Genomic DNA, 21,933 nt, shown 5'->3' with positions numbered 1-21,933 from the left:
GCTCTGTCTAGTTATTTTGTTTCCAAAGTTATCATGACTTTTAAAAAATATCTTGGTGATTCAAAGATGTTTGAATATGACAAGCATTTTAGAGATTGCCAGCAGCTCCACCAGCCGTTTATCAAAGCAAAAATAAATCCACAACATGGAAATTATTTTATCCAAATTGATTTGGTAACTTGTAATTACAAATTTTCAAAGAACGATCATAGTGCAGTTCAAAAAATGGTTGAAAGTGAAAATAATTTTTTAAAATCAATTTCTGAGCCTGAAATACAAGGATACAACATAACTTCTGATCTAGCCTGGTTTGATGGTGTTTCAAAAAATAATGTTGGTTTTTTTTGTAATTGCCTATATGATTTGACTCAAAATGACTAGAATCTAATTAAATTTTTTAATATTTTATCTATGACTTTTAGTTCTTGTTTTCTTTCTTTAATCGTTGTTTCATTCCATTGCTTTGCAAATTCAGATTGCTGATCTAATTTTTCTAGTTCGCTGATATACTTTACAAGATGTATCTTGTATTCGTGCAATAAATCCAAATGTTTATTATGATTTTTTTCTGTCGGCGTAGTCATTTTACTCATTAATAATGTCTGGAAACATTTCCTTAATTCTCATTTTATCTTTTTCCATGGCCTCGATTCTCTTTTCAAGATGGTTTTTGATCACTGGGTCTTCTTCATCCTGCATCTCTTCTTTAATATCTGAAATCGTTTTTGTCAATGATTTGTAATATTCAATATGATTCTTCTTTGATTCTTCTGATGTGTCTTCTTCTTTTATATCCACAAAATGGTCTATTTTCTGTGAAATAAGTATTTGATGTTTGTAATTTCTTATTTACTTACGTTCATACAAATTTATTCAAAATATTAAACAAATTTTTGAATTTTTTAATCTCCGTTTTTATTCTAGCAATTTGATTACTTCGTATGGTTTCCATAAGATGTGATGATTGTGGCTTTGATTGTGACTACTCAGTAAGTGGTGACTTGGAACAAGTTGTTTTTGCCTATTGGAATCATATGGCTAATGAGCATGGAATAGAATATTCTCCTGAAACCCTAGGACGCTATGTTAAGAAGAAAATTCCTCAATCCGTACATGCTAGTTGATAAATTGAAACTTTAGGTGGGATAAAGTTTGAAAATAAATTTTACAATACATAACATGCCATTTTCGTTAGATTCCATAAAATCCCTATTTATAACACAAAATCAAAATTAACAAATACTGATTGGGCATCAAAACACGTTTTGTCATTACCTATTCATCCAAATGTATCTACCAAAAACATTGAATATATTGCAAAAACTGTGCGTGATTTAGTACATGAATAGCCTTGGAAATCTAATTGGAGAGATATGTAAGGTTGTTCTGCCTATCCTAGAATAATTTTACACTAATATTGAAATGTAATTCAGATATTGTATGAAAATTCTTGTAGATGAAAACTTGGATGGGATGGATGAACGCCTAAAAGAACATGGATATGATGCGCAAAGTGTACGAAAATTAAAAATGACTGGAAAAAAACTCGGTTCAGATTATTCTATAATTAATTATGCGCGTGAAAATAATATGATAATTGTTACCAAAGATACAGAATTTAGAATAGCAAGCGAAGAAAATAATTTTCCATTGATCTTGCTTGATGATGAAGAAATTCTTAAAGTAATTATTGAAAAACTAAAAGATTTTAATTAATATTTTTTGAATCAATGTTTGAAATTCTCAAATTTGCTAAAATTTCATTAAGAAATACGTCTTCAGGCTGTTGTGAGATACAGGTCATAATTGCTTGCCAGCAATCATCAATTTGTCTGTTTATTTGAGGGAACATTTTGTCTTTTCTAAATGTTGGGTAAAACGATAATAATGTCATGATTCCGTCAGTTGATTGTACTATTTGGATTAGATGAATAATTGATCTTAGTCTTTCATGAAATGAAAGATTTTCTGCTTTACTAATTAATTGAAAATTGTTTATTTCATCAAAAATTGTTTTTACTTCTTTATGTAAATTTTTTAATTGATTGTTTACTGACTCATATAGATTAACTAATTCGTATTCGATATGTGATCTACTGTGAACCCGTTTTTCGATATCTCCAGATTCTACCAGGGCGCTAATTTCTCTATACACTGTTTTTTCATTTCCTACTTTCTTCATCACTTTTTTTGCTAATTCTGTGCCTCTGATTTTCCCATTTTCATTTAAAATTCTAATGATTTCTGTTCTAATGATTTCTGAATTTTTATCCATCTATTTTCACTATTCTTGATATTTCTCTATGACCTTTTTCTCCCCAATCTCACTAATCTCTTTTGCTAGTTGTTCTAAGATTTCTATTCCTTTTTTGATTGGTTCTTTTGGTAGGTTTTTGTATTCTAACTTTTGTTTTAACACCAACTTTTCATTATTAACAAAACTAATCAAACTAACATTTTCTCCCATGTTTAGATTAACAAAAAAATCTACATATTCTGAAATACTACTAATTCCCATGCTGATTCACTTTTCTACTCGTATTTGTTTGAAGCACCTTAAATTAGATTAAAATAATTTCATAATGTCAGAATAATATGGATCGATGTGATAGACGTGTTCGGGCATACAAGAACGGAAAAACACTTGAAGAGTGTAAAGAAATTGCAGAGTCATTAAATCCTGATTTTAAATCAAAGATTGAGAAAAATGGGAAAGTATTGTGGACTGAAATTTTAGAACAAGTAGATCATGACGAACTAATTTACAAACTAACTCTCAAATATTTACGTCGTGATGGCTATGATATTGGAAATTGGAAAAGACCTCGTGTGAAAAAATTCAATCACTGGTTTCAATCTTAAATTTTACTTTGGTTCTTTAGAATATCTTTGAATTAACTCATAGAATTTTACAGCTTCCATCTGGGTTTCGTAATTTTCTTGCCATGATGTATGGTGTAAGCAAAAGAATTGGTATTGATATTGCAATTAGTGCTGTCTGTAATTGAGCTAGTGCGATGGATAATGCTATTCCACTTGCTGTTCCAATAAACACTGAGAAAAAGGTACCTGCACAAGTAGGACATGCAATGAATGCACCTGCAATGGCACCTATCCCACTCATTCCGCTTCCTTTTTTAGAAAATGTATATGCATTAATAGCAATTGATGTGTTTAGTGCAACTAGATATGAAACAATAATTTGAAGTACCAAGTTAATTGGAATTATTTGTAATCCTACATGCTCAGTAAGATAAATGATGATTTTTGGCATATAGCCTATATCTCCGCAACAAGGGGCAACAAATCCTGAGGGTATTTCTGCGCCATAATGTATTGAAAAACTAACTTCTGGTTGATATACTAGTGTTCCCGATACAAGAGAGAAAAATATTCCATAGCCTATGAATGTTGCAATGAATATTTTTTTTGATTTGGAATTCCATGCAACTAGTGCAATTATTGTTGAAATGTTTTTTTCATTATTTTGTATCTTGCCTTTGTGATATCTATACAAACCAAAAGCAATTGCACCAAATGATACTAGTAAAGTAATGTAAAATCCATATGCAATTCTTTGAATTGAGTCAATTGCACTTGGTGTTAGTAGTTCAGGATCTTGATATCTACCATAAATGATAAACAAAAGTGCAATTGTGACAAATCCTAGGACAATTAGTTTTTTGCCTTTATTGATTGAATTTGTCTGCTTCATGATGTTTTGTTTTTTCTATGAAATTAAATTCTATCTTAACTAAGTCTGGGCACAAAAATGTATATGATTGCAATTATTTCCAACCTTCCAAATATCATCAAAAATGCTAAAACAATCTTTGTAGCTGGGTCTGTATCAAAATCTATGACTCCTGCAGATAGTCCTCCAGTAGTAATTACACCTGCTGCTTCAAAAAATGCATCTTGAAATGGTACATTTTCACTTTCTGCAAGGTGTAATCCTGTAATTGCAGATATTGTTGGAAATAATGCTATGATTATTAGCGTAGATATTACCTCCTTCTTTGTTTGAGTTGGCAGTTCATTTCTTTTTACGCTACTGAAAAATGATCTACAATTTCTAAGATGGAATAATCTGAAAATTTTTAGACCTCCTGCAGTTGAAAATCCACAACCTCCAATGAACATCAAAATTATCAATATTGAATGTGCAACTCCATTTAGCCCTGCTAAACTTTGGAGTTGAAGACCTGCTGTTGTGCTAGCTGATACTGAATAAAATGCACTCTCTAATGGTTCTAGTCCACTTATTCCAATAAATAATACTGTGGCGCCACTTAATATTGCAAAATATGTGAGAACCTCTTTTCCTAATTTTGGTGCAAGGAATTTTTTTCTTACAAATGCATAGTGGAATGTAAATGGTAATGCGCCAAGTATCATTGCTCCCATCAAGATTACTTGTTCTTGCCACCCTAAGTTCTCAACAATTGTAGATGATGGAACAAATCCTCCTGTCGCAAGTGTACTCATAGCTAATGAGAAATCATCAAGTAGATTGTCTTGTCCAAAGAAATACAACAACATTGCAACAATTATGATGTATACTGCAAAGATTACAGTAATTGTTGAGAAAAGCTCCTTCATATGTAGTGTTCTTCCTGAGATAAAGCCACGCATTGATTGCAATTTTGATTCTGGGTAAAATGCTGTAATTACCAAATAAATGAAACTCATTCCTCCGACGAGTTGTGTATAGCTACGATAAAAGGTAAAACTCTGAGTAAGATTTTCAGGCTCATCAAATAGTGATATTCCTCCTGTGGTAAATCCTGCAGCACTTGAAAAGAACGCATTTCCAAATACCTCTACATTGGTCTCATCACTTGGCAAAACATACAGATATGGAACAGTTCCAAACAGAGACAGCAAAAACAGGCTTGAAAAGACCAATATTGACGCCTGTTGTAGGTTTAAACTAGATTTCTCGCCATAAGAATTAAGAAAGAAACCTGTCACTAACAACAAAACAGTTGTAAGATAAATTCCTGTGGCAGTTGTTGTATCTTCTAAAATTGTTGCAACTATAGCTGGGACAAGTAATAGAACTCCTGCAAATTGTAAAACAAACCCTAGATTTCCAAGTACTGCTTTTACTGGAGGGCTCAATAATCGAGGTTCAGCAGCAGTTGCATCTCTGATAACATTTGCAATTGTAGTTTGAAAAATCATCCCTACAACTTCGTTCTTTTTTGTTAAAATTGGTAATTTTCTAATGTTGTTGTCTCTCATTTTGTGTAATGCATCTTGTAATGTAGCTTTTTCATTTATTGTGACAAGTGGTGTACTCATAATGTCTTTTAATTTTGTCGCTTCTGCATAGACTGTAACATCACTTACTTTACTTAGAATATCCTCATCTGTGACAATTCCAACTGGCACTCTGTTTTCATCTGTAATGATGATGTCATCTGTTTCATAATGTCGTAGCATCCTTGCTGCTTCCCTGGTTAGAGTATTCTGGCTTAGAATCAAAACATCCTTGTCCATGTATTCTGTAACGTACTTGTTTAGTACATACGAAACAGCTCGTTCTGGATTACTTGACATTAAGCTACCCTTAGTTAGGGATTTTAAATAATTTGGGATTGGGCTCCAGAATTGATCGTCTAAAAAAAATTTACCTCATTAGATTATTCTCACTGATCTCCCAATTTTGCTATCTTTATAAGCACTGGGCGTGAAGTTTATCCAGACAATGGATATCAATCAAGCACAAGAGCCTGATTACGACTCTGTAAAAATTGATTATGTTGGATTTGTTGACCCTTACGCAGTTGAAGGCATGGTTGTTCTAAAAGCTGATAATGGTAAAGAATTTCACATGAGAGCATTTTCTGGCGAAGTCGCAAAACATATCTCAAGTTTTGGTGATGATAAGGGAGGCGAAGCTGCCCCTTCAATTTACAAAATGATAGAGGATATTTGTGAAGAAAATGAACTTGTTCTAGTCAAAGTCAAAATCTATGAAAGTGGTGAAGTTCTTAGAGCTAATCTGTATTTTACAGGTAAAAAAGACCTTGTGTTAAGAAATTATCGTGCATCAGACGCAATGGCACTTGCAGCATATTACAATATTCCAATTCTTGTTAGAAAAAACCTACTAAAGGAAAGTTTGGAAGCATAAACCTGAAATTAGAACAGTTTTTCTCCCACCATTAATTATGATTTGTCATGAATGAGCAAGAACAACTGATGGACAATCTACTAAATGTGGATCTTGAAATTATTGATGTTGTAAGAGAACTGCATCATGGAAATTGGGATTCTGATTCTCATAAAAAGCAAGTAGGCGATTTGCTTCAAATCCGTGATGAAATGGTTCAAAAATTAATGGCCGCAAATGGGTCAGATCGTCAATGTGATTGTGGCCATGATCATCATGAATAATTAAATGTCTTCAAAAAAACTATTTGGAAACATTTTTCTTATTTTATCTAACTCGTTTTCATATTTTTGAATTTTTAAATTTAATTCATTTAATTCGTTTTTTGGCATCTGTTCTCTTTGTTTTTCTAATGATTTGATCTGATTTGTGATTGTCTTATACATGATGGAATACTCTGGAAATTTTTCTGGCAGTTTACCCATTAGCTAGATTAAATATTCATCTTACTAATACCCGTTATGAAAATCACAATAGTTTTTGCATTTTTGATAATTTTTGGTATGGGGCTGGCTTTTGCTGAACCTGTTTCAACTGAAATTCCTTTTGAAGATAAAATACACTATGTTGATGAGCAGATAATGATTATGGCAGACATTTCAAATAATCAAGACATCCACCAAAACTTTGCATACTTGACACAAGTAAAAAATAATCAAGATGTTGTAATATCATTATCTTGGTTGACAGGTTCGTTGTCCCCAAGACAATCATTTTCTCCTGCACAATCATGGACTCCAATTATTCCTGGAACATACAACATTCAGGTTTTTGTTTGGGAGAGTATTGACAATCCTGAAGCACTGTCGCCACCTCTTTCAATGATTGTAAATGTTCAAGAAAGAATTTCATAATTAAAAATTCTGCTTCATAATTCGGCAAACTCATCATCTATCAGTGATAGCTTAGTCGTGGTTAATCATCAGCAAATTGTATTGTTTGTTAATAGTATATTATTATTCATGTATCAGAACCTTTTTGATACAAGCAGTTACTTTTCAAACATGGTGAATTTTGAAAAACTCTACAAGAAAGTTGCATTACAGGTAATAGAGCGATGTCATGGTGGAATCAAGATAAAGAAACGTGGAAAAATTATTCTAGTCTATGATCCAAAGCGTCACATGTGGAGTGATGGATTGGCAGGATTAGTCATAAAGGAAGAATGCAAAATTGCTAATCTCCGAGATTGGGAAACTGCAAATGTTAGACGTCATGTAATTGAGGAGTTACTTTCAAAATCTGATGACTAATATACCACTCTTCTGATTAGATGAGGCTCTTTTAGCATAATTGTGTCATCTTTTCTTGATGACAACTCTACATTCCTAAGATTAAGATTTGTGACTACAATTAACGCCTCACAGCGCGTACAGAGAATTGTTTTTCCATCTGACCTTTCTTCTCTGACAATGTCTCTTTCAAATCTGTCCTCTTTTTCACATGTGGGGCATAGTTTAGGCTCTTTTGTGATTGTGATTATCTCCTTTACAAAAATAGTCTTGCCCATATTGGATTGTTATGAATTGCCCAAAAAAGAGTTTGTATTGTTAATTGGTATCAGCAATTCCATTTTGAGTGTCAAACCGTTTTAATCACTCAAAATTAGAACGAATGGTATTCAATGTATTTCCAATCTAACCAATTAACAATCTGTGTTGATGTGTTTTGAAAATATGTTTTTGTTTTTAGTTTATGTGTGTATAACAAAATTTTTACAATAATATTAGATCATTATTGTAAAATTTCATGATAAATATTAAATACTAAAATTTCCTATACATATTGATGTCGTTAGTTATAAAATCTAACGAATAAAACGCGTAGCCCCGCAGAATGATAAAGGCAATCAGGCGTTTAACGACCTGACCGTGAGAGGGAATCTCTCAATGTTCTGCAATAAGGGGGTTGCGCCTTTTTAATTCTTAAAAATATTATTTGCTCAAAAATTTTTTACGTAACTATTTCATCTAATCTATCTTCTTCATGTGCTCGTTTTATTTCCATTGCAATCCTTCTTCCAACTCCGAATGTTTTTCCATATTGATATTTTGTATATGGGCTAGTAGTGGCAACAATTGGATTTCCTGGAACACGCAATGAAACATCATATACAATCAATTCTAAATCCTTTGTAATTACACTTTGAAGTGAGAATGGTCCAATTATTCCTGGAGTGTATTCCTTCTTTACTGCTCTAACAAATTTGTCTCCCATTTTGAATACTTTTTCTAAAAGAGATTCTCTGATACTTGCAGGTGTGTGACCCACTTCGATGTTTTGTAAATCCACATCAATGTCTAATTGTTGTTGTGCAGGAAGTGCATTGTAGTCATGAATATTTGTTTGAAGTCTTCTCTCAATTCCAATAAAATCAACTTGTTCTGAAATTGGTGTGTGGAAGAAATTAAAATTCATGTATGTGCCAATTGCTAATTCTTCAATACTTGCCTTTTCTAGATCCTTTCTAGCTATGACCCCTTGTTTAATTCTCTCTTCAGATTTTTTAACATAATCCTTGTATGATGATACAGTAAAGAATGCTCTTTCTAGAGGCCTGTTCTTTTCTTGTACTTTTACGATACAAGGTTTATTGATTCTCTTAGGATCCTTGAATAATTTTGGATATTTTATTTTGGCTTTTTCTAAAAGATAATACTGACCTTTTTTTGCAGTTCTCTCTTCAGCTTGGAATAATTTTCTGTTTCCAAAAATTGGTACTTTGAAAGAATTTTCAATTGTTTTGTACCCCAGATAAACAGTAAGGGAACGATGTGGTACAATTATTGTATTTGAATCTCTTAACTCTTTTTGAATTTTAGTTGAAGCCATGTCTTTGAATTTATTCAAAACTGTAATTTCATCTGCAATTCTACTAAACCTTTGATATGGTCCTTCTCTACCTTTTTGACAAAATACTCTTGTCTGAAAATCTTCATCTTTTGCGCCATCCATAATCTCAAGTGCTGAATGACTTCCAAGAACACCTATCTTTACATCTGAATAGTCATTAACAATTTTCTTGATCTCAGAACTTTTAATCACGATATGTCTTGAAATTAGGATCTAATATAGCTAATTTTCATTTTTTACGATCGGAGACAATCACAAGATTTTTGTGAATTGATGTTTGCTCTAATGTGTGCTGTATCAATTTGAATTACAGATGGCAGGTGTAATTTTACTAACTACAATGGCTATTGGTGGAATTACTCTTTGGATAAAGCGAAGAAAAGAAAGAAAGGAATTAGAAGCATCTGCTGATGATGAGCCTCCTGTCTAGTGCTAAGAATAACTTCCTATCTAATACATAAAATACTCTGAATTCTAATCACAATCATTGAAACTAGTAATTGGAATAACTGGAAGTACTGGAGTTATCTATGGAATTCGAATGCTTGAAACTTTGAAAAAATTAGACATTGAGACTCATTTGATAATTTCTGAATGGGGAGAAAAATGTATTCCAATGGAAACTGAATTTACGTCTGATTATGTAAAATCACTTGCAACCAATGTCTCAGATGAAAAAAATATGGCATCTAGTGTTTCTAGTGGCACTCATAGAATTGACGGAATGATTGTTGCCCCATGTAGCATGAAAACATTATCTGCAATTGCAAACGGTTATGACGATACACTTGTTGCCCGAGCAGCTGGAGTCACAATAAAAGAATCAAGAAAATTAATTTTAATGGTAAGGGAGACTCCTCTATCTGCAATTCATCTAGAAAATATGTTAAAGCTTTCAAGATTGGGGGTTGTTATTTTACCTCCTGTGACTGAATTTTATACCAAACCTAAATCTATTGATGATATTGTAAATCATGGTGTTGGAAAATGTCTGGACCAATTTGACATAGAACACAATTTATACCCTCGATGGGGTACTCTCTAAATTATAATTGCCGCAATTTTCCTTTGAAAAAATAACTACTGCTGATAGAAATACTGTATACAAAATTTTTTCAGATTATGAAAACTATCAAAAAATCTCTTCTGAATTTTTCCCTTCAATTAGAATCCGTTCTGTTAGAGATAATGTTGCAGTAGTTGAGGAACATCTGATTCTAGGTGATGATGAATTTGTGATCATGGCAAAGCATGTTACTAATGAACCTGTTTTACATGATGTATTTGTTATTGGAGGTGATGCAAAAGGCTCTCATATACAAGAACAGTTCATCGAAATCCCTCAAGGCACAAAAATTCTAGTTGATGTGGATTTCAAATTAAAAGGAAAAATGAAAATTAGTGGTATGTTTTCTAAAAATAGATATCTGCAGAATTACGAAGAAATTTTAGATAATTTTATAAAAATTGCTGAAAACTAGTCTGATTTTGCTTCTTTATCTTTGAAGTCTTTAAGCTCTTTTTCACCTTCAATCTTGCCTTTTTCAAATTCTCCTTTGGCTTTACCGAAGGTTTTTGCAAGTTCTGGAATTTTTTTAGCACCAAAAATCAATACTACTGCTATAACTATGATGAATATCCATTCTTGACCTGCAATGAAATTGGCTAAATTCATTCCAAACATTATGTGTCTCTTTATCTAAATTCGGATTTAAGTGTTCAACTTTTTACGTTCTTTGCGTTCAATGAGTACCATGCCTGTAGCATACAGTGCTATCATGGGTCCTGCAATAAACCACATAGTAACACCACTTCCATCTGGAGTAATAATTGCACCAAAGATCACAATTATGACAATTGCATATCTAATGTTTTTACGCCAAAAATCTGTATCGACCATCCCTGATGCAGAAATTGCATACATTACTAGAGGAAGTTGAAATGAGAATCCAAATGCCAATAAAAATTGTAATACAAAAGTTACAAATTCTATTACATTGAGAAATGTAACTAGTCCTGCAGATTCCCCATATCGGTATAAGAAATCTAAAATGTATGGAATTACTAAGTTGTATGAAAATGCACATCCTGTAATGAACAATCCTAATGCGGGAATGGTGATACTTCTACTAACATTAATTTCATTTTCTTTTAGAGCTGGTTTGATGAATCCAACTAACTCTTTGATGATTATTGGCATGCTAACAACAATTCCTACTAGTACTGCAATGTACACTTGTGCAAAGAATGCTTGACCTGGAGCAGTTTGAATTAACTGTACATCTTCTGGTACTAGATTAATTTTCATATGATTCGTAATTTGTGCTGCGATGTTGTTTAATGGTTCAGGTGTTGGATAGTATAATGTGGTTTGACCTACTTGGATTGGTTCGGCATGAAATGTCAAAATGAATGCAGTAATTATTCCAATTACTAGTACAATTCGAAGTAATCTCTTTCTTAGTTCCTCAAAATGCTGATTGATACCATCAAGCTCTGACATCTAATCTCTTTGTGCTTAAAGCTATATCTATTTGCCGGGAATTGGTAATAATTTTGCCTCAGGCAATCCGTCTTCTTTGAGTTGCTCTATTGATATGCCCTCAAATTCCAGAGAAATGATGGCCTTTGTGTTAAATTTGGATTCCATCTCTTTTGCTAAACTTGCAAGATCTTTGCTTGAATAGATTTCCTGTGAACCTTTGAGAATTACACGTTCACCTTTTTCCATCTCTTTACCTCCAAACTTTCCTTGAAGGAAGCCAGTAATTTCAGGAAGTTCTTTTCTATCAATATTATTGTAAAAATAACAAATCCCCTTTACTGATTCATAATCATATGCTGTACCGTTACGATACATGAAAACCCCGATAAAATGTGCTTCATCTTCTGGTTCTCTGACACATTTTATCTCCCAATTCAACAAATTCTCTTCATTATAGCTAAATCCTTCCATCTCTTCAGCTGTAATTTTCCAATATCTTGATCTTGCCATGTTATTTTGTACAAATCATTCTGATATAAATTCCAATATTTTCGGCTTTGTGACTAATACTCAATTTTGGGAAATTATCCGGCTCTTTTTATATCATGAATAAGTATTCTGGTTGTTGGGAGAACGAATTACTGTTGTATTGAAAACTGAGAATACTGAAAAAATTAGAAACATTCAAGCAAAAATGATCAGAACTTCTATAAAGTCAGTTAGCTTCTCACACGTTGTAAACCTAGTCCTAAATGAAGGACTAAAAAAATTCAAAGTATAATACAATAATGCAATTGTTTATTTTCAATCTTTAATTTTGATTAACTATTACTAATCCATGCCTGATCTAAAAATTTTGGATTTTCTCAAATTTTATTGAACAAGAAGAATTTTTTGATTATTCTGTTTGCTAATTTTTTAACATCTCGTATTTCTGGTTTTTTAGAAAATTTCTTGAAGATTAATGAATAATACAAATTCAAGTAACCGATTCTGGGCTGGGTATATCTGCACAACACAAGTCCTCAGAACCGGAAACTTTACTGATTATTTCAAAATAAGTATAAAAGCACAAAATTATTCGGAAGATAGATTAACCTCGATTCAATTTTTTAAATTATTATGGATACGTATAATGTTCATGTAACAATTGAAAATAAACCTGGGATTAGTGATCCTGAAGGGGACACAATTCTAAATGATTTGGTATTAAAGGGTACCCACAAAACAGTATCTAAAATTAAAACTGCAAAAATGCTAAAATTCACCATTAAAGAAAAAGACAAAAAATCCGCACAATCTAAAATACAAGAAATATGTGATGAATTACGCATCTATAATCCCATGGTGAGTAAAGTCACAATTGACGTCTTTGATGCTTAGGATTTTTCTGAATCAATATTGTCTATCATTGCATTAATCAAGAGTTTACTGCGTAAAAATTCAGCCAGATTTGTTTGTGTGATTACTCCTACCAACTTTTCATCTTCTAGGATGATTAACCGTCGTATGTTGTTATTCAACATTTTTTGAACAGCATCCTCAATTACTGTATCTGGACTCACCCACTTGAATTTCTTTGACATGACTTCTTCGATTAAAACTGATGATGATTTTAGATCTTTGGCTGCTATTTTTTGAACAATATCTCGTTCTGAAACAACCCCTACTGGTTTTCCCTTTTTAATTATGACCAAAAAACTGATCTCTTTTTCTCTAAGAACAATAGACGCATCAAGGACTGTTTTATCATGTTCGATTGTAATGACATTTTTTTGCATAATGTCTCTCACATGAGCCATGCGATCATGATGTATTTTCCAGTAATAATTTTTTCTGACTAGACTCAAATTAAATATCGCCAGATCTAAATGTAATTGTGAAAGTTGGTGTTGTAGTTTTTCCTGGTAGCAATTGTGATCGTGACATGTATCATGTTTTAACTGATGTCTTTAATCTTGATGCTCAATATTTTTGGCATGAAAAATCTTTGCCAAAAAACATTGATGCTGTAATCCTTCCAGGTGGTTTTTCATATGGAGACAGGCTTAGAGCCGGAGTTATCGCCGCTCATAGTCCAATTATTAAAGATGTACAGAAAATGGCAAAGAAAGGCATACCTATTTTGGGAGTTTGTAATGGATTTCAAATTCTTGTAGAGTCTGGCCTTTTGCCTGGCGTTTTACTCAAAAATGAATCTCTTAATTTTATGTGTGAATGGACAAATCTGATTGTTGAAAACAATAAAACTCCATTTACAAATCAATTTAAACTAAATCAAAAAATCCCAATCCCTATTGCAAATGGTGAAGGTAGATACTATGTGGATGATGAAACTTTGAAACAATTAAAGAAAAAAAATCAAATTGTATTTCGATACGACAGAGTAGTTAATGGTTCATCAGACCGAATTGCAGGTGTGTGTAATGAAGATGGAAATGTTGTTGGAATGATGCCTCATCCTGAAAGAGCAGTAGAATCAGAAATTAATCCAATTGATAGCAAACCATCTTCTCTAATTTTTGAATCTCTTCTGAAAAAAATAGGTGTAAGCAATTGAGTTTAGAACCTCAAGAACTATCTGAATTAAAATCTAAAATTGGAAGAGATCCTACCTCCACTGAATTACAAATTGTTGCAGCAGAGTGGTCTGAGCACTGCTCTTACAAATCCTCAAAAAGACATCTCAAAATGTTGCCCATGAAGGGCCCTCTTGTTATTACAGAAAAAGGATATGATTCTGGCGTATTGGATGTTGGTGATGGATATGTTGTTACTGCACATATTGAAAGTCATAACCATCCTTCTGCTGTTGAGCCCTACGGTGGTGCTGCAACTGGGGTTGGTGGTGTAATTCGTGATATTTTATCAGCTGGGACAAGGCCTATCGCAATATTTGATGGGTTGCGATTTGGAGATATTGAAAAAGATCAACAAGCAAGATGGCTGTTCAAAAATGCTGTTACTGGAATTGCCGATTATGGTAACTGCTTGGGCATTCCAACTATTGGGGGAGAAGTTGAATTTGATCAATGCTATGAAAATTATGCATTAGTAGATGTTGCAGCAGTTGGTTTTGGTAAAAAAGAGAATCTAATAAAAAACCATGCAAAAAAAGGTGACATAGTAGTACTAATGGGTGGTTCTACTGGTAGAGATGGCATTGGTGGTTCACAATTTGCTTCTGATTCATTAGAATCTGAAGACCGTTCTGCTGTTCAAATCCCTGACCCCTTTATTGAGAAATTAATTATTGAAGCCGTTTTGGAGGCACGAAATGAAAAACTCATTCACGCAATGAAAGATTTGGGTGGCGGTGGACTGTCTTGTGCTATTTCTGAAACTGCAGATGCATTAGATATTGGAATTGAGATGGATGTTAGTAAGGTGCACACTCGAGAATCTGATATGCATCCCGATGAGATTATGGTTTCTGAATCTCAAGAGAGAATGCTAATTGTTACTAGTAAACCTAAATTTAAAAAATTACAAGAAATATGTAAAAAATTTAGAATCGGTTGCTCTGTTATTGGAACTGTAAAATCTGATAACCGTATGCATGTCAAAAAAGGAAAAAAAACATTTGCAAATCTTCCAACAGATGTTGTTGCAAATGCTACCTTGCTTGATTTGCCATCAAAAAAACCATCATATCTTAAGACAATTGAACAAGAAAAAAAGTTCAAAACAATTTCTGATTTTTCTAAAACAATGATGAAATTACTTGCATCCCCAAACATTGCAAGTAAAATTTGGGTTTATGGGCAATATGATCATGAGGTAGGAATCCGAACTGTGGTAAAGCCAGGAAGAGATGCGTCTGTTTTAAGATTAGACAATGGTAAATTTCTCTCAGTAAAAATTGATGGTAATCCAAAACAATGCTACATCAATCCAAGAGAAGGTGCAATTGGTTGCTTTGAGGAAGCATGCAGAAATGTTGTTTGTACTGGCGCCAAACCAATTGGAATGTTAGATCATCTACAATTTGGAAATCCAAAGGATCCTGAAATTTTTTGGACATTCTTAGAATCCCTAAAGGGGTTGACTGATTTTGCAAAGGATTTCAAAATCCCGTGTATTGGTGGTAAAGTTAGTCTATACAATGAAACTCCTGTCGGTCCAATCAAACCCACTCCTCTAATTGGGGTCATTGGATTAATTGACAAAAATCCTCAAATTCCTCAAAAAATTAGTGATGGTGACTGCCTGATAATTGTTGGAGATACAAAAGATGAATTGGGGGGTTCTGAATATTTTGAATATATTCACAAATTTGTAGGTGGAAAATGTCCAAAAGTAGATTTTTCAGAATCAAAAAAGAATATGAAATCAGTTTTAGATATTATAGAAAGACAACTTTTGAAATCAGCTCATGATTGCTCAAAAGGTGGACTGGCAATTGCAGTATCTGAATTGTCTATGAACAATCTAATTGGTTGCAAAGTATCTTTGGAAAAAGTCCCTTGTAAAAAATTGGATGTTGATGGAATCCTCTTTTCTGAAAGTCACTCTCGCTATCTTTTAACATTTGATAAGAAAAATCTCTCAAAAATTGAAAAAATCCTCAAAAAGAATAAAGCTTTGTACAGCGTTATTGGTGAATTTACTGGAGAAAAGATTCATTTTGTTAATGGTAAAAAATCAATTATAGATCTAAGAGTTGATAAAGCACAAAAAACTTGGTTAAATTCGTTAAGGGATTTGGTATTGCATGGATAACAATCACAAATTGCATGTTCTTGATGATAAACCAAAAGAAAATTGTGGCGTAATTGGAATTTACAGCCTTAGTGGTACTAATGTTATTCCAATGGCAATTGATGCATTACGTGCTTTACAACATAGGGGCCAGGAGGCATGGGGTATTGCAATACCAAACAAACCTCCACTCAAAAGATTAGGTCTTGTGTCTGCAGCATCTTCTGAATTCAAGGCAATTGCTGAAGAATATTCTTCTCCTTGTGTAATAGGACATGTTCGTTATTCTACTATGGGCAGGAGTTCATTGGAAAATGCACAACCTCTCAAAGTAAAGGATCTTTGTGTTGCACACAATGGAACAATAGCTAATGTTCAAGAACTCTCAAATTTAGTAGGTGGCTGCTCTTTTACCCCTCAAAATGCAAGTGACACACTAGTTGCTGCTCAAAGACTTGTTTCGTTAATTTCTGAAAAAGGTCAAATGGGAAAAGCCCTATCTGTTTTAAAAAATGAAATGGTTGGATCATATTGCTTTACATTTATCTCTGATGATAATTCTGTTTATGCTGCGCGTGATCCAAAAGGTTTTCGTCCTATGGTTTTAGGTCATAAGGAATCTGATGATACATACATTGTAGCATCAGAATCATCTGCAGTTTCTGCAGTTGGTGCACAAATGCAACGAAATGTGACTCCTGGTGAATTAATCCGATTAAGCAAAGACGGTATAGAAACTGAAATGTTTTCTGATGATCCACAACGTGCACATTGTTCTTTTGAATTTACTTACTTTGCACATCCAACAAGTAACATGGAAGGAACTAACATCTATGTTGCAAGAAAAAACATTGGTCGATTTTTGGCAAAAAAATTCCCAATCAAAGATGCTGATTTGGTTATCCCCGTACCTGATTCTGCAAGACCTGCAGCATTAGGTTATGCACAAGAATTAGGTGTATCTTTTGATGAGGGACTACTCAAAGACAGATACAGCAAGAAAGGGCCTTTGCGAAGTTTTATTGAACCCCATCAAACAGACAGGGTAGAAATTAATCGATGGATTATTCCAATTCGAGAAATTATTGACGGAAAACATGTTGTTGTAATTGATGATAGTTTGGTTAGAGGTACAAGCTCCAAAGCAATAATCAAAGCATTAAGACGTGCTGGGGCACGAAAAATTAGTATGGTCATTACTTATCCTCCAATAAAATTCCCATGTTATGCTGGTATTGATTTTCCCTCTCAAGAGGAACTTGCAACATTTTCAAATGGAAAAGACATGTCTCAAGAAGAAACTATAGACATGGTAAGAAAAAGTATTGGTGCTGACTTTTTGGGGTATAATGACGCTGAGAATCTTGCAGCAGCAGTAGGAATTCCTGTTGATTCTATGTGTTTTACATGTGCGTCTGGAAATTATGAATCCCTTGGAATTACCCCCGAGTTTAAGAGTCGAGAAGAAATCAAAGGAGAAACATGATTAGAATGCAAGCAATTTGGAATGGTGAAATTATTGCAGAAAGTGATGATACTGTTGTAGTGGAAGGAAATCATTACTTTCCTATTAATTCTATCAAAAAAGAATACTTTGAAAAATCTGACCTGACTAGTTTTTGTGGATGGAAAGGTATGGCCAATTATTATTCTGTAACCGTTAATGGAAAGACAAACAAAGATTGTGCATGGTATTATGCTGAACCTAATGATGCTGCTATGAAAATTAAAGGCATGGTTGCGTTTTGGAATGGCGTTGAAGTAAAGTAACCAATTTAATTATTAGAAATACTATAAGATTTTTGTGAAGCAGTACACCGCACTTCTTTGTATTGGTGTAGGAGTAATTGCAACTATTGGTGTAATTTTTGGGGCAGATTTTTTCAAATTTTCTATATCTACTCAAGACTATGAAATTTTTGTAGATCCTCTTTTAGATGAACAGGGAATGTTTACTATGGGGCGAGTGACAATCCAAAACATTGGTGCCAAGCCAATAACAAATGTTCACATTAATTTTGGTGATGGGGATACATTGGATATTCAAACTATCGCAGTGGGACAAAAAATTATTGTCTCTCCTCCTCCTGAGAATTCAATGAAATTTGTGATGATCAGTGCTGATAATGACATATTTGTCAATAAAGCATATCGTGAAATGCCTAAAATGGTAGGTATGATGGGTTCATGATATTTGCTAGCAGTTAAATTCTGTAAAAATTCAGTATTTTTACTTGAAATTTCTTACCAGTGGAAAAGTAAAGGATCTTTATGATGTTGATGAAAATACACTGCTCTTCAAATTCTCTGACCGTGTATCTGCATATGATGTAAAATTCAAGCAAGATATTCCTAGAAAAGGGGAGATTTTATGCAAATTTGCTGAATTTTGGTTCAATGAATTACCTGTACCCAACCATTTCATCAAACGCGAATCTGACACTGAAATTATAGTCAAAAAAATGCAGATGCTTCCAATGGAATGTGTAGTTCGTGGATATTTTTATGGTAGTCTTGTAAACCGATGGAAAAAAGGAGAATTCAAAGTTCCTGAAGGCACTGATACTACATTAGCTGCAAAACTGCCTGAACCAATATTTGATCCTACCACTAAATCCGAGCATGATATTCCTATAGATAAAACAAAAGCAATTGAAATGAAACTAGTTTCTGAGGAACAATACAACTGGTTAGAAAAAACTTCAATTGATATTTACAAAAAGATGGCACAAATTGCTGATAATGTTGGTTTTATCTTGGCTGATTTAAAATTAGAATTTGGAATTTTAGATAACCAAATCATTTTGGGTGATTCAATTGGTCCTGATGAGTATCGTTTATGGCCAAAGGATTCCTTTGAAGTTGGAAAAATCCAAGAAGCATATGACAAACAACTCTTACGTGATTGGCTAACTACAAATGGGTATCAAAAACAGTTTGATGATGCTCGTGACCGTGGTGAAGAACCTATGGCTCCTGAAATTCCATCTGATATAATTTCTAAAATGACAGAACGTTATGTTACTGCATATGAAAAATTCTCTGGTAAATCACTGTAATTGTTATTTTGATTCAATGTTGACTGTTTGTTAACTTTCAACTCGAATAGTGTTTTTGAAAATTAACAAAATCCTGTCTTGATGGGGGTATTTTTAGACATATTTTCTTGATTGTCCTTTTTTTGGTATTTTATAAAAAATCTTAGACCACTACAATAATTCTTTCTATACTACTATCTATATCATAGTGGTATAATTTTTAGTGATTATAATACAATAATTCTTGTAGTGGTAATCATAATTTAGTAACAGTATGATTTTTTTGAAAATGAAAAAAAATTGATGCGATTAGACAAAAAAATATGATACAAGGATCTTTTAGATCAGAATTAAAGGTAATCTCAGTATGTCTACGTTATTAGAAAAACCAATCAAAGTAAATCGTATTGTCACGACAAGTATTGAACATGCTCGAGCAATTGAAGACCCTGCAAGAGCAAAAATTGTTGAGATATTATATCATCAAGCTCTTTCTGCTGACCAGATTACAACCATGCTCAAAAAATTTGGATTCAAAAAAGCATTAACCACTGTACGCCATCACCTGGAAATTCTAAAAGAATCAGGGCTGATTGAAATTGTAAAAATTGAAGAATCTCGAGGTGCAATAACCAAATTTTACAGCACATCTACAAAACTTCTTGATTTTCAAACCCCTGAAGATTTTGAATTAAAATATTCAAAACTCATTGATAACACATCTACAAAAATTGAAAAAATCCTAAAAGGATTGACCCCAAAGACTGGAAAATCAAAAGGAAAGAAATCTGAAGAATATTCTCAATATTTGGTAATGGAAATTATGAATCGTGCCATGACGAATGTACTTGAGAATTCTGGTAAAAAATAATCGTTAAACCTAAGTATTTCGTGCAAGAAATTCTGATATGGTACGTATATTTTACAGCCAAAAAACAGAAGACCTCCTTGAAAAGATGACTCTGACTAATTGGCGTAAACAAGTTCAGCAAGAACTTGGTCAGGAGCATCAAGACATGTCTGATAATTGGAAAATGTGTGCGATTGGTGAAAGAATAAAACTTGAAGGCAAAGATTTAGAATCAATAAAGGATCTTTCACCCGAGGCGATCAGACTTGGATATGAGTTTTCAGTAGCAATGCAAGAAAAAGACAATGAAAAAGCACTTGAAATCATTACAAAAATTGAACAACTTCCAACAATCTGGAGAAATGAAATTAATGGATGAAAAAGCTGTAAAATTATTTTCTGAAAAAAATCTTGTCTTTATTGCAACTGTTATGAAAGATGGTTCGCCACAGGTTTCACCTGTTTGGGCAAATTATGAAGATGGGTATGTTATGGTGAATACTGCTGAAGGGAGAATAAAACACAAAAATGTTTTACGTGATCCTCGTGTTGCAGTTTCAGTTGTCTCAAAAGATAACCCTCTTGATATGACAACAATTCGTGGTGTTGTTGAAGAATTGATTCCTGATTATGATTACAAACATGCTGATAAATTGACGCAACAATATATGGGACGTGATCATTATCCATTCAAACGTGATGGTGAAAAAAGAGTTATACTAAAAATAAAACCAAACAGAATTTTTGTTTTACCTGAATTAAAAATGTCCGAGTAACAATTTACAATATTTCTAAATTCGAGTTTAGAAATATGATAAATTAAGAATGTAACTCATAAAAAAGTTAGCATAGGCAGCTTAACGTCGACGTTTAGCTGCCTTTCTCTTTGGAGCGGCTTTGCGTTTTCCTGCTGCCTTTCTCTTTGGAGCTGCTTTTCTTTTAGTCTCTTTGGAGCTGCTTTTCTTTTAGCTGCAGTTCTTCTCTTTGGAGCTGCTTTTCTTTTAGCTGCAGTTCTTCTCTTTGGAACTGCTTTAGCTGCATTCTTCCTTCGAGTTGCTGCAGCTTTTCTCTTACGAGATGCTGCTGCTTTTGCTGCCTCTGCTGCTTTCTTAGCTGCATTTCTCTTTCGAGTTCTTGCTGCTTTCTTAGCTGCTTCAGCTCTTTTGGCTTTAGATATTGCCATGATTTTTTTCAAAAATCATGTGTGTTATATAGTAAAAGTCACACAATATTACGCAAACTATAGAAAAATTTGACAATTTTTTTTGATTTTGATAATTATCGATCAACAATTTGTTATGCAAACAACAGCTGTGTCTACTGTTGACTGTTCTTTTTGTGGTCTTATGATTATTTTGTACGTTTTGTCTTCATCAAATGGAATATCAAACTGTGTCGTTTTTTCTACTGGCTTGTTTGGTTCTAACCATTCTAAAAGTAAGTCTTTAGATGAAAATTCGCCATAAACTGCTTCATGTTTTTGCTCTTTTTCATCAACAATGTAAAATTGTCCTCCTGACAGTAGTGTTTTCTCTTCATCTCCAGTATACTCTGCAGTAATTCCAATCATTACAAACGTGTTTTCTGGTTGTACTTCTTTACTTCCTTCATGTGTGCCTTCAAATGTGATGACATATTCTACAGGCCCTACTGTAACAGTATCACCTGTGGTAGTTTCGATGTAATTTGTCTGATATTCTGTATACATGTACATTGCAGCTGCCATGGATGCAATTATGGCTCCAATTACAATGACTATTCCTAATCCTGCCACGAAAAAATCATCATTTTTTTGAATATATAGTTGCATAGTTTGGAAAAAAAG

General features: G+C 33.2%; 37 protein-coding genes and 1 pseudogene. 23 read left to right on the top strand and 15 right to left on the bottom strand.

Going from position 1 to position 21,933, the window contains the following annotated elements; genetic code table 11:
* Nucleotides 1-33 precede the first annotated feature (33 nt).
* Nucleotides 34-381, top strand: a complete 348-nt coding sequence (locus tag C6989_RS10030) for a hypothetical protein (protein ID WP_182127030.1) — start codon at nucleotides 34-36, stop codon at nucleotides 379-381.
* Here the strand turns inward: C6989_RS10030 and C6989_RS10025 are convergent.
* Nucleotides 378-593 carry a hypothetical protein gene (locus tag C6989_RS10025; protein WP_255464695.1) on the bottom strand — a complete coding sequence of 72 codons (216 nt, stop codon included), beginning with the start codon at nucleotides 591-593 and terminating at the stop codon, nucleotides 378-380. The two genes, C6989_RS10030 and C6989_RS10025, sit on opposite strands and share 4 nt — an antisense overlap.
* Nucleotides 586-798 carry a hypothetical protein gene (locus C6989_RS10020; RefSeq protein WP_148703480.1) on the bottom strand — a complete coding sequence of 71 codons (213 nt, stop codon included), beginning with the start codon at nucleotides 796-798 and terminating at the stop codon, nucleotides 586-588. Before C6989_RS10020 ends, C6989_RS10025 begins: the two co-directional genes overlap by 8 nt.
* Nucleotides 799-941: 143 nt before the next feature.
* Between C6989_RS10020 and C6989_RS10015 the strand changes: the two genes are divergently transcribed.
* From C6989_RS10015 to C6989_RS10005, 3 genes are all read left to right on the top strand, one after another.
* Nucleotides 942-1,124 (top strand): DUF1059 domain-containing protein, encoded by a 183-nt coding sequence (locus tag C6989_RS10015; RefSeq protein WP_148703479.1) that lies wholly within the window; start codon nucleotides 942-944, stop codon nucleotides 1,122-1,124.
* Nucleotides 1,125-1,184: 60 nt separating this feature from the next.
* Nucleotides 1,185-1,349, top strand: coding sequence for a DegT/DnrJ/EryC1/StrS family aminotransferase (locus tag C6989_RS10010; protein WP_342752002.1), 165 nt, complete (start codon nucleotides 1,185-1,187; stop codon nucleotides 1,347-1,349).
* A 91-nt stretch (nucleotides 1,350-1,440) separates the two neighbouring features.
* Nucleotides 1,441-1,716, top strand: a complete 276-nt coding sequence (locus C6989_RS10005) for a DUF5615 family PIN-like protein (RefSeq protein ID WP_148703478.1) — start codon at nucleotides 1,441-1,443, stop codon at nucleotides 1,714-1,716.
* Here C6989_RS10005 and C6989_RS10000 read toward each other — a convergent pair.
* Together C6989_RS10000 and C6989_RS09995 are read right to left on the bottom strand one after the other, a co-directional pair.
* On the bottom strand, nucleotides 1,709-2,275 hold the full coding sequence (locus C6989_RS10000; RefSeq protein ID WP_182127029.1) for a hypothetical protein: 567 nt from the start codon (nucleotides 2,273-2,275) through the stop codon (nucleotides 1,709-1,711). The genes C6989_RS10005 and C6989_RS10000 overlap by 8 nt on opposite strands.
* Before the next feature lie 9 nt (nucleotides 2,276-2,284).
* Nucleotides 2,285-2,518 carry a hypothetical protein gene (locus C6989_RS09995; protein WP_148703476.1) on the bottom strand — a complete coding sequence of 78 codons (234 nt, stop codon included), beginning with the start codon at nucleotides 2,516-2,518 and terminating at the stop codon, nucleotides 2,285-2,287.
* Nucleotides 2,519-2,595: 77 nt separating this feature from the next.
* Here C6989_RS09995 and C6989_RS09990 point away from each other — a divergent pair, with 77 nt between their 5' ends.
* Nucleotides 2,596-2,862 (top strand): hypothetical protein, encoded by a 267-nt coding sequence (locus C6989_RS09990; protein ID WP_182127028.1) that lies wholly within the window; start codon nucleotides 2,596-2,598, stop codon nucleotides 2,860-2,862.
* A 37-nt stretch (nucleotides 2,863-2,899) separates the two neighbouring features.
* Here C6989_RS09990 and C6989_RS09985 read toward each other — a convergent pair whose 3' ends face one another.
* Both C6989_RS09985 and C6989_RS09980 read right to left on the bottom strand, forming a co-directional pair.
* Nucleotides 2,900-3,715, bottom strand: a complete 816-nt coding sequence (locus tag C6989_RS09985; RefSeq protein ID WP_182127027.1) for a hypothetical protein — start codon at nucleotides 3,713-3,715, stop codon at nucleotides 2,900-2,902.
* A 35-nt stretch (nucleotides 3,716-3,750) separates the two neighbouring features.
* On the bottom strand, nucleotides 3,751-5,565 hold the full coding sequence (locus tag C6989_RS09980) for a CBS domain-containing protein (RefSeq protein WP_182127026.1): 1,815 nt from the start codon (nucleotides 5,563-5,565) through the stop codon (nucleotides 3,751-3,753).
* Nucleotides 5,566-5,713: 148 nt separating this feature from the next.
* Here C6989_RS09980 and C6989_RS09975 point away from each other — a divergent pair, with 148 nt between their 5' ends.
* Entirely contained in the window at nucleotides 5,714-6,142 is a 429-nt protein-coding gene (locus C6989_RS09975; RefSeq protein ID WP_182127025.1) for a bifunctional nuclease family protein, read from the top strand.
* A gap of 47 nt (nucleotides 6,143-6,189) precedes the next feature.
* On the top strand, nucleotides 6,190-6,405 hold the full coding sequence (locus C6989_RS09970) for a hypothetical protein (RefSeq protein ID WP_148703471.1): 216 nt from the start codon (nucleotides 6,190-6,192) through the stop codon (nucleotides 6,403-6,405).
* Here C6989_RS09970 and C6989_RS09965 read toward each other — a convergent pair whose 3' ends face one another.
* Nucleotides 6,406-6,606: a hypothetical protein gene (locus C6989_RS09965; RefSeq protein WP_148703470.1), complete on the bottom strand. Its 201-nt coding sequence runs from the start codon at nucleotides 6,604-6,606 to the stop codon at nucleotides 6,406-6,408.
* Between the two features lie 36 nt (nucleotides 6,607-6,642).
* Between C6989_RS09965 and C6989_RS09960 the strand changes: the two genes are divergently transcribed.
* Both C6989_RS09960 and C6989_RS09955 read left to right on the top strand, forming a co-directional pair.
* On the top strand, nucleotides 6,643-7,035 hold the full coding sequence (locus C6989_RS09960; RefSeq protein WP_148703469.1) for a hypothetical protein: 393 nt from the start codon (nucleotides 6,643-6,645) through the stop codon (nucleotides 7,033-7,035).
* A gap of 150 nt (nucleotides 7,036-7,185) precedes the next feature.
* A complete protein-coding gene (locus tag C6989_RS09955; RefSeq protein ID WP_148703468.1) occupies nucleotides 7,186-7,434 on the top strand; it encodes a hypothetical protein in 249 nt (82 codons plus the stop codon).
* Here the strand turns inward: C6989_RS09955 and C6989_RS09950 are convergent.
* Together C6989_RS09950 and C6989_RS09945 are read right to left on the bottom strand one after the other, a co-directional pair.
* Nucleotides 7,431-7,691, bottom strand: a complete 261-nt coding sequence (locus C6989_RS09950) for a hypothetical protein (RefSeq protein ID WP_182127024.1) — start codon at nucleotides 7,689-7,691, stop codon at nucleotides 7,431-7,433. The two genes, C6989_RS09955 and C6989_RS09950, sit on opposite strands and share 4 nt — an antisense overlap.
* 443 nt (nucleotides 7,692-8,134) lie before the next feature.
* The gene (locus C6989_RS09945) at nucleotides 8,135-9,226 is read right to left on the bottom strand and encodes a formate--phosphoribosylaminoimidazolecarboxamide ligase family protein (RefSeq protein WP_182127023.1); all 1,092 of its coding nucleotides are present in this window, start codon (nucleotides 9,224-9,226) and stop codon (nucleotides 8,135-8,137) included.
* 97 nt (nucleotides 9,227-9,323) lie between these two features.
* Between C6989_RS09945 and C6989_RS09940 the strand changes: the two genes are divergently transcribed.
* Genes C6989_RS09940 through C6989_RS09930 form a run of 3 tightly spaced genes read left to right on the top strand, consistent with a single transcriptional unit; the run spans nucleotide 9,324 to nucleotide 10,515 of the window.
* On the top strand, nucleotides 9,324-9,464 hold the full coding sequence (locus C6989_RS09940) for a hypothetical protein (RefSeq protein WP_182127059.1): 141 nt from the start codon (nucleotides 9,324-9,326) through the stop codon (nucleotides 9,462-9,464).
* A gap of 57 nt (nucleotides 9,465-9,521) precedes the next feature.
* Nucleotides 9,522-10,079, top strand: a complete 558-nt coding sequence (locus C6989_RS09935) for a UbiX family flavin prenyltransferase (RefSeq protein ID WP_148703465.1) — start codon at nucleotides 9,522-9,524, stop codon at nucleotides 10,077-10,079.
* 7 nt (nucleotides 10,080-10,086) lie between these two features.
* Nucleotides 10,087-10,515, top strand: coding sequence for an SRPBCC family protein (locus C6989_RS09930; RefSeq protein ID WP_182127022.1), 429 nt, complete (start codon nucleotides 10,087-10,089; stop codon nucleotides 10,513-10,515).
* Here the strand turns inward: C6989_RS09930 and C6989_RS09925 are convergent.
* Genes C6989_RS09925 through C6989_RS09915 form a run of 3 tightly spaced genes read right to left on the bottom strand, consistent with a single transcriptional unit; the run spans nucleotide 10,512 to nucleotide 12,029 of the window.
* A complete protein-coding gene (locus C6989_RS09925; RefSeq protein ID WP_012215156.1) occupies nucleotides 10,512-10,718 on the bottom strand; it encodes a Sec-independent protein translocase subunit TatA/TatB in 207 nt (68 codons plus the stop codon). The two genes, C6989_RS09930 and C6989_RS09925, sit on opposite strands and share 4 nt — an antisense overlap.
* A gap of 27 nt (nucleotides 10,719-10,745) precedes the next feature.
* Nucleotides 10,746-11,537, bottom strand: coding sequence for a twin-arginine translocase subunit TatC (gene tatC / locus C6989_RS09920; protein ID WP_182127021.1), 792 nt, complete (start codon nucleotides 11,535-11,537; stop codon nucleotides 10,746-10,748).
* 27 nt (nucleotides 11,538-11,564) lie between these two features.
* Nucleotides 11,565-12,029: a hypothetical protein gene (locus C6989_RS09915; protein WP_148703462.1), complete on the bottom strand. Its 465-nt coding sequence runs from the start codon at nucleotides 12,027-12,029 to the stop codon at nucleotides 11,565-11,567.
* Nucleotides 12,030-12,144: 115 nt separating this feature from the next.
* On the opposite strand from C6989_RS09915, the gene C6989_RS09910 reads away from it, so the two are divergent.
* The gene (locus C6989_RS09910; RefSeq protein ID WP_182127020.1) at nucleotides 12,145-12,300 is read left to right on the top strand and encodes a hypothetical protein; all 156 of its coding nucleotides are present in this window, start codon (nucleotides 12,145-12,147) and stop codon (nucleotides 12,298-12,300) included.
* A 341-nt stretch (nucleotides 12,301-12,641) separates the two neighbouring features.
* On the top strand, nucleotides 12,642-12,902 hold the full coding sequence (gene purS, locus C6989_RS09905; RefSeq protein WP_182127019.1) for a phosphoribosylformylglycinamidine synthase subunit PurS: 261 nt from the start codon (nucleotides 12,642-12,644) through the stop codon (nucleotides 12,900-12,902).
* On the opposite strand, the gene C6989_RS09900 is transcribed toward purS, so the two are convergent.
* Nucleotides 12,899-13,321, bottom strand: a complete 423-nt coding sequence (locus tag C6989_RS09900) for a CBS domain-containing protein (protein WP_182127018.1) — start codon at nucleotides 13,319-13,321, stop codon at nucleotides 12,899-12,901. The two genes, purS and C6989_RS09900, sit on opposite strands and share 4 nt — an antisense overlap.
* A gap of 77 nt (nucleotides 13,322-13,398) precedes the next feature.
* Here C6989_RS09900 and purQ point away from each other — a divergent pair, with 77 nt between their 5' ends.
* The 9 genes from purQ (at nucleotide 13,399) to C6989_RS09855 (ending at nucleotide 20,884) form a co-directional block, all read left to right on the top strand.
* Nucleotides 13,399-14,079: a phosphoribosylformylglycinamidine synthase subunit PurQ gene (gene purQ / locus C6989_RS09895; RefSeq protein ID WP_148703459.1), complete on the top strand. Its 681-nt coding sequence runs from the start codon at nucleotides 13,399-13,401 to the stop codon at nucleotides 14,077-14,079.
* Complete coding sequence (gene purL / locus C6989_RS09890; RefSeq protein ID WP_148703458.1) at nucleotides 14,076-16,241, top strand: phosphoribosylformylglycinamidine synthase subunit PurL; 2,166 nt, start codon at nucleotides 14,076-14,078, stop codon at nucleotides 16,239-16,241. Before purQ ends, purL begins: the two co-directional genes overlap by 4 nt.
* Nucleotides 16,234-17,706, top strand: coding sequence for an amidophosphoribosyltransferase (locus C6989_RS09885; protein WP_148703457.1), 1,473 nt, complete (start codon nucleotides 16,234-16,236; stop codon nucleotides 17,704-17,706). Before purL ends, C6989_RS09885 begins: the two co-directional genes overlap by 8 nt.
* 5 nt (nucleotides 17,707-17,711) lie before the next feature.
* Nucleotides 17,712-17,990, top strand: coding sequence for a DUF427 domain-containing protein (locus C6989_RS09880; protein ID WP_148704165.1), 279 nt, complete (start codon nucleotides 17,712-17,714; stop codon nucleotides 17,988-17,990).
* A 34-nt stretch (nucleotides 17,991-18,024) separates the two neighbouring features.
* Nucleotides 18,025-18,411, top strand: a complete 387-nt coding sequence (locus tag C6989_RS09875) for a hypothetical protein (protein WP_148703456.1) — start codon at nucleotides 18,025-18,027, stop codon at nucleotides 18,409-18,411.
* Between the two features lie 43 nt (nucleotides 18,412-18,454).
* Nucleotides 18,455-19,279 carry a phosphoribosylaminoimidazolesuccinocarboxamide synthase gene (purC, locus tag C6989_RS09870; RefSeq protein WP_148703455.1) on the top strand — a complete coding sequence of 275 codons (825 nt, stop codon included), beginning with the start codon at nucleotides 18,455-18,457 and terminating at the stop codon, nucleotides 19,277-19,279.
* A 346-nt stretch (nucleotides 19,280-19,625) separates the two neighbouring features.
* Nucleotides 19,626-20,129 (top strand): winged helix-turn-helix domain-containing protein, encoded by a 504-nt coding sequence (locus C6989_RS09865; protein ID WP_182127017.1) that lies wholly within the window; start codon nucleotides 19,626-19,628, stop codon nucleotides 20,127-20,129.
* Between the two features lie 37 nt (nucleotides 20,130-20,166).
* Nucleotides 20,167-20,487, top strand: a complete 321-nt coding sequence (locus C6989_RS09860) for a hypothetical protein (RefSeq protein WP_182127016.1) — start codon at nucleotides 20,167-20,169, stop codon at nucleotides 20,485-20,487.
* On the top strand, nucleotides 20,480-20,884 hold the full coding sequence (locus C6989_RS09855) for a PPOX class F420-dependent oxidoreductase (protein WP_182127015.1): 405 nt from the start codon (nucleotides 20,480-20,482) through the stop codon (nucleotides 20,882-20,884). The genes C6989_RS09860 and C6989_RS09855 overlap by 8 nt, the downstream gene beginning before the upstream one ends.
* Before the next feature lie 81 nt (nucleotides 20,885-20,965).
* Here C6989_RS09855 and C6989_RS09850 read toward each other — a convergent pair.
* Nucleotides 20,966-21,291, bottom strand: a pseudogene (locus tag C6989_RS09850) (hypothetical protein).
* 102 nt (nucleotides 21,292-21,393) lie between these two features.
* Entirely contained in the window at nucleotides 21,394-21,882 is a 489-nt protein-coding gene (locus tag C6989_RS09845) for a DUF4352 domain-containing protein (RefSeq protein ID WP_148703450.1), read from the bottom strand.
* Nucleotides 21,883-21,933 lie beyond the last annotated feature (51 nt).

This window comes from Nitrosopumilus sp. b2, assembly GCF_014078535.1.
Lineage (GTDB): Archaea > Thermoproteota > Nitrososphaeria > Nitrososphaerales > Nitrosopumilaceae > Nitrosopumilus > Nitrosopumilus piranensis.
This window is presented reverse-complemented; position numbering and strand designations above follow the sequence as displayed.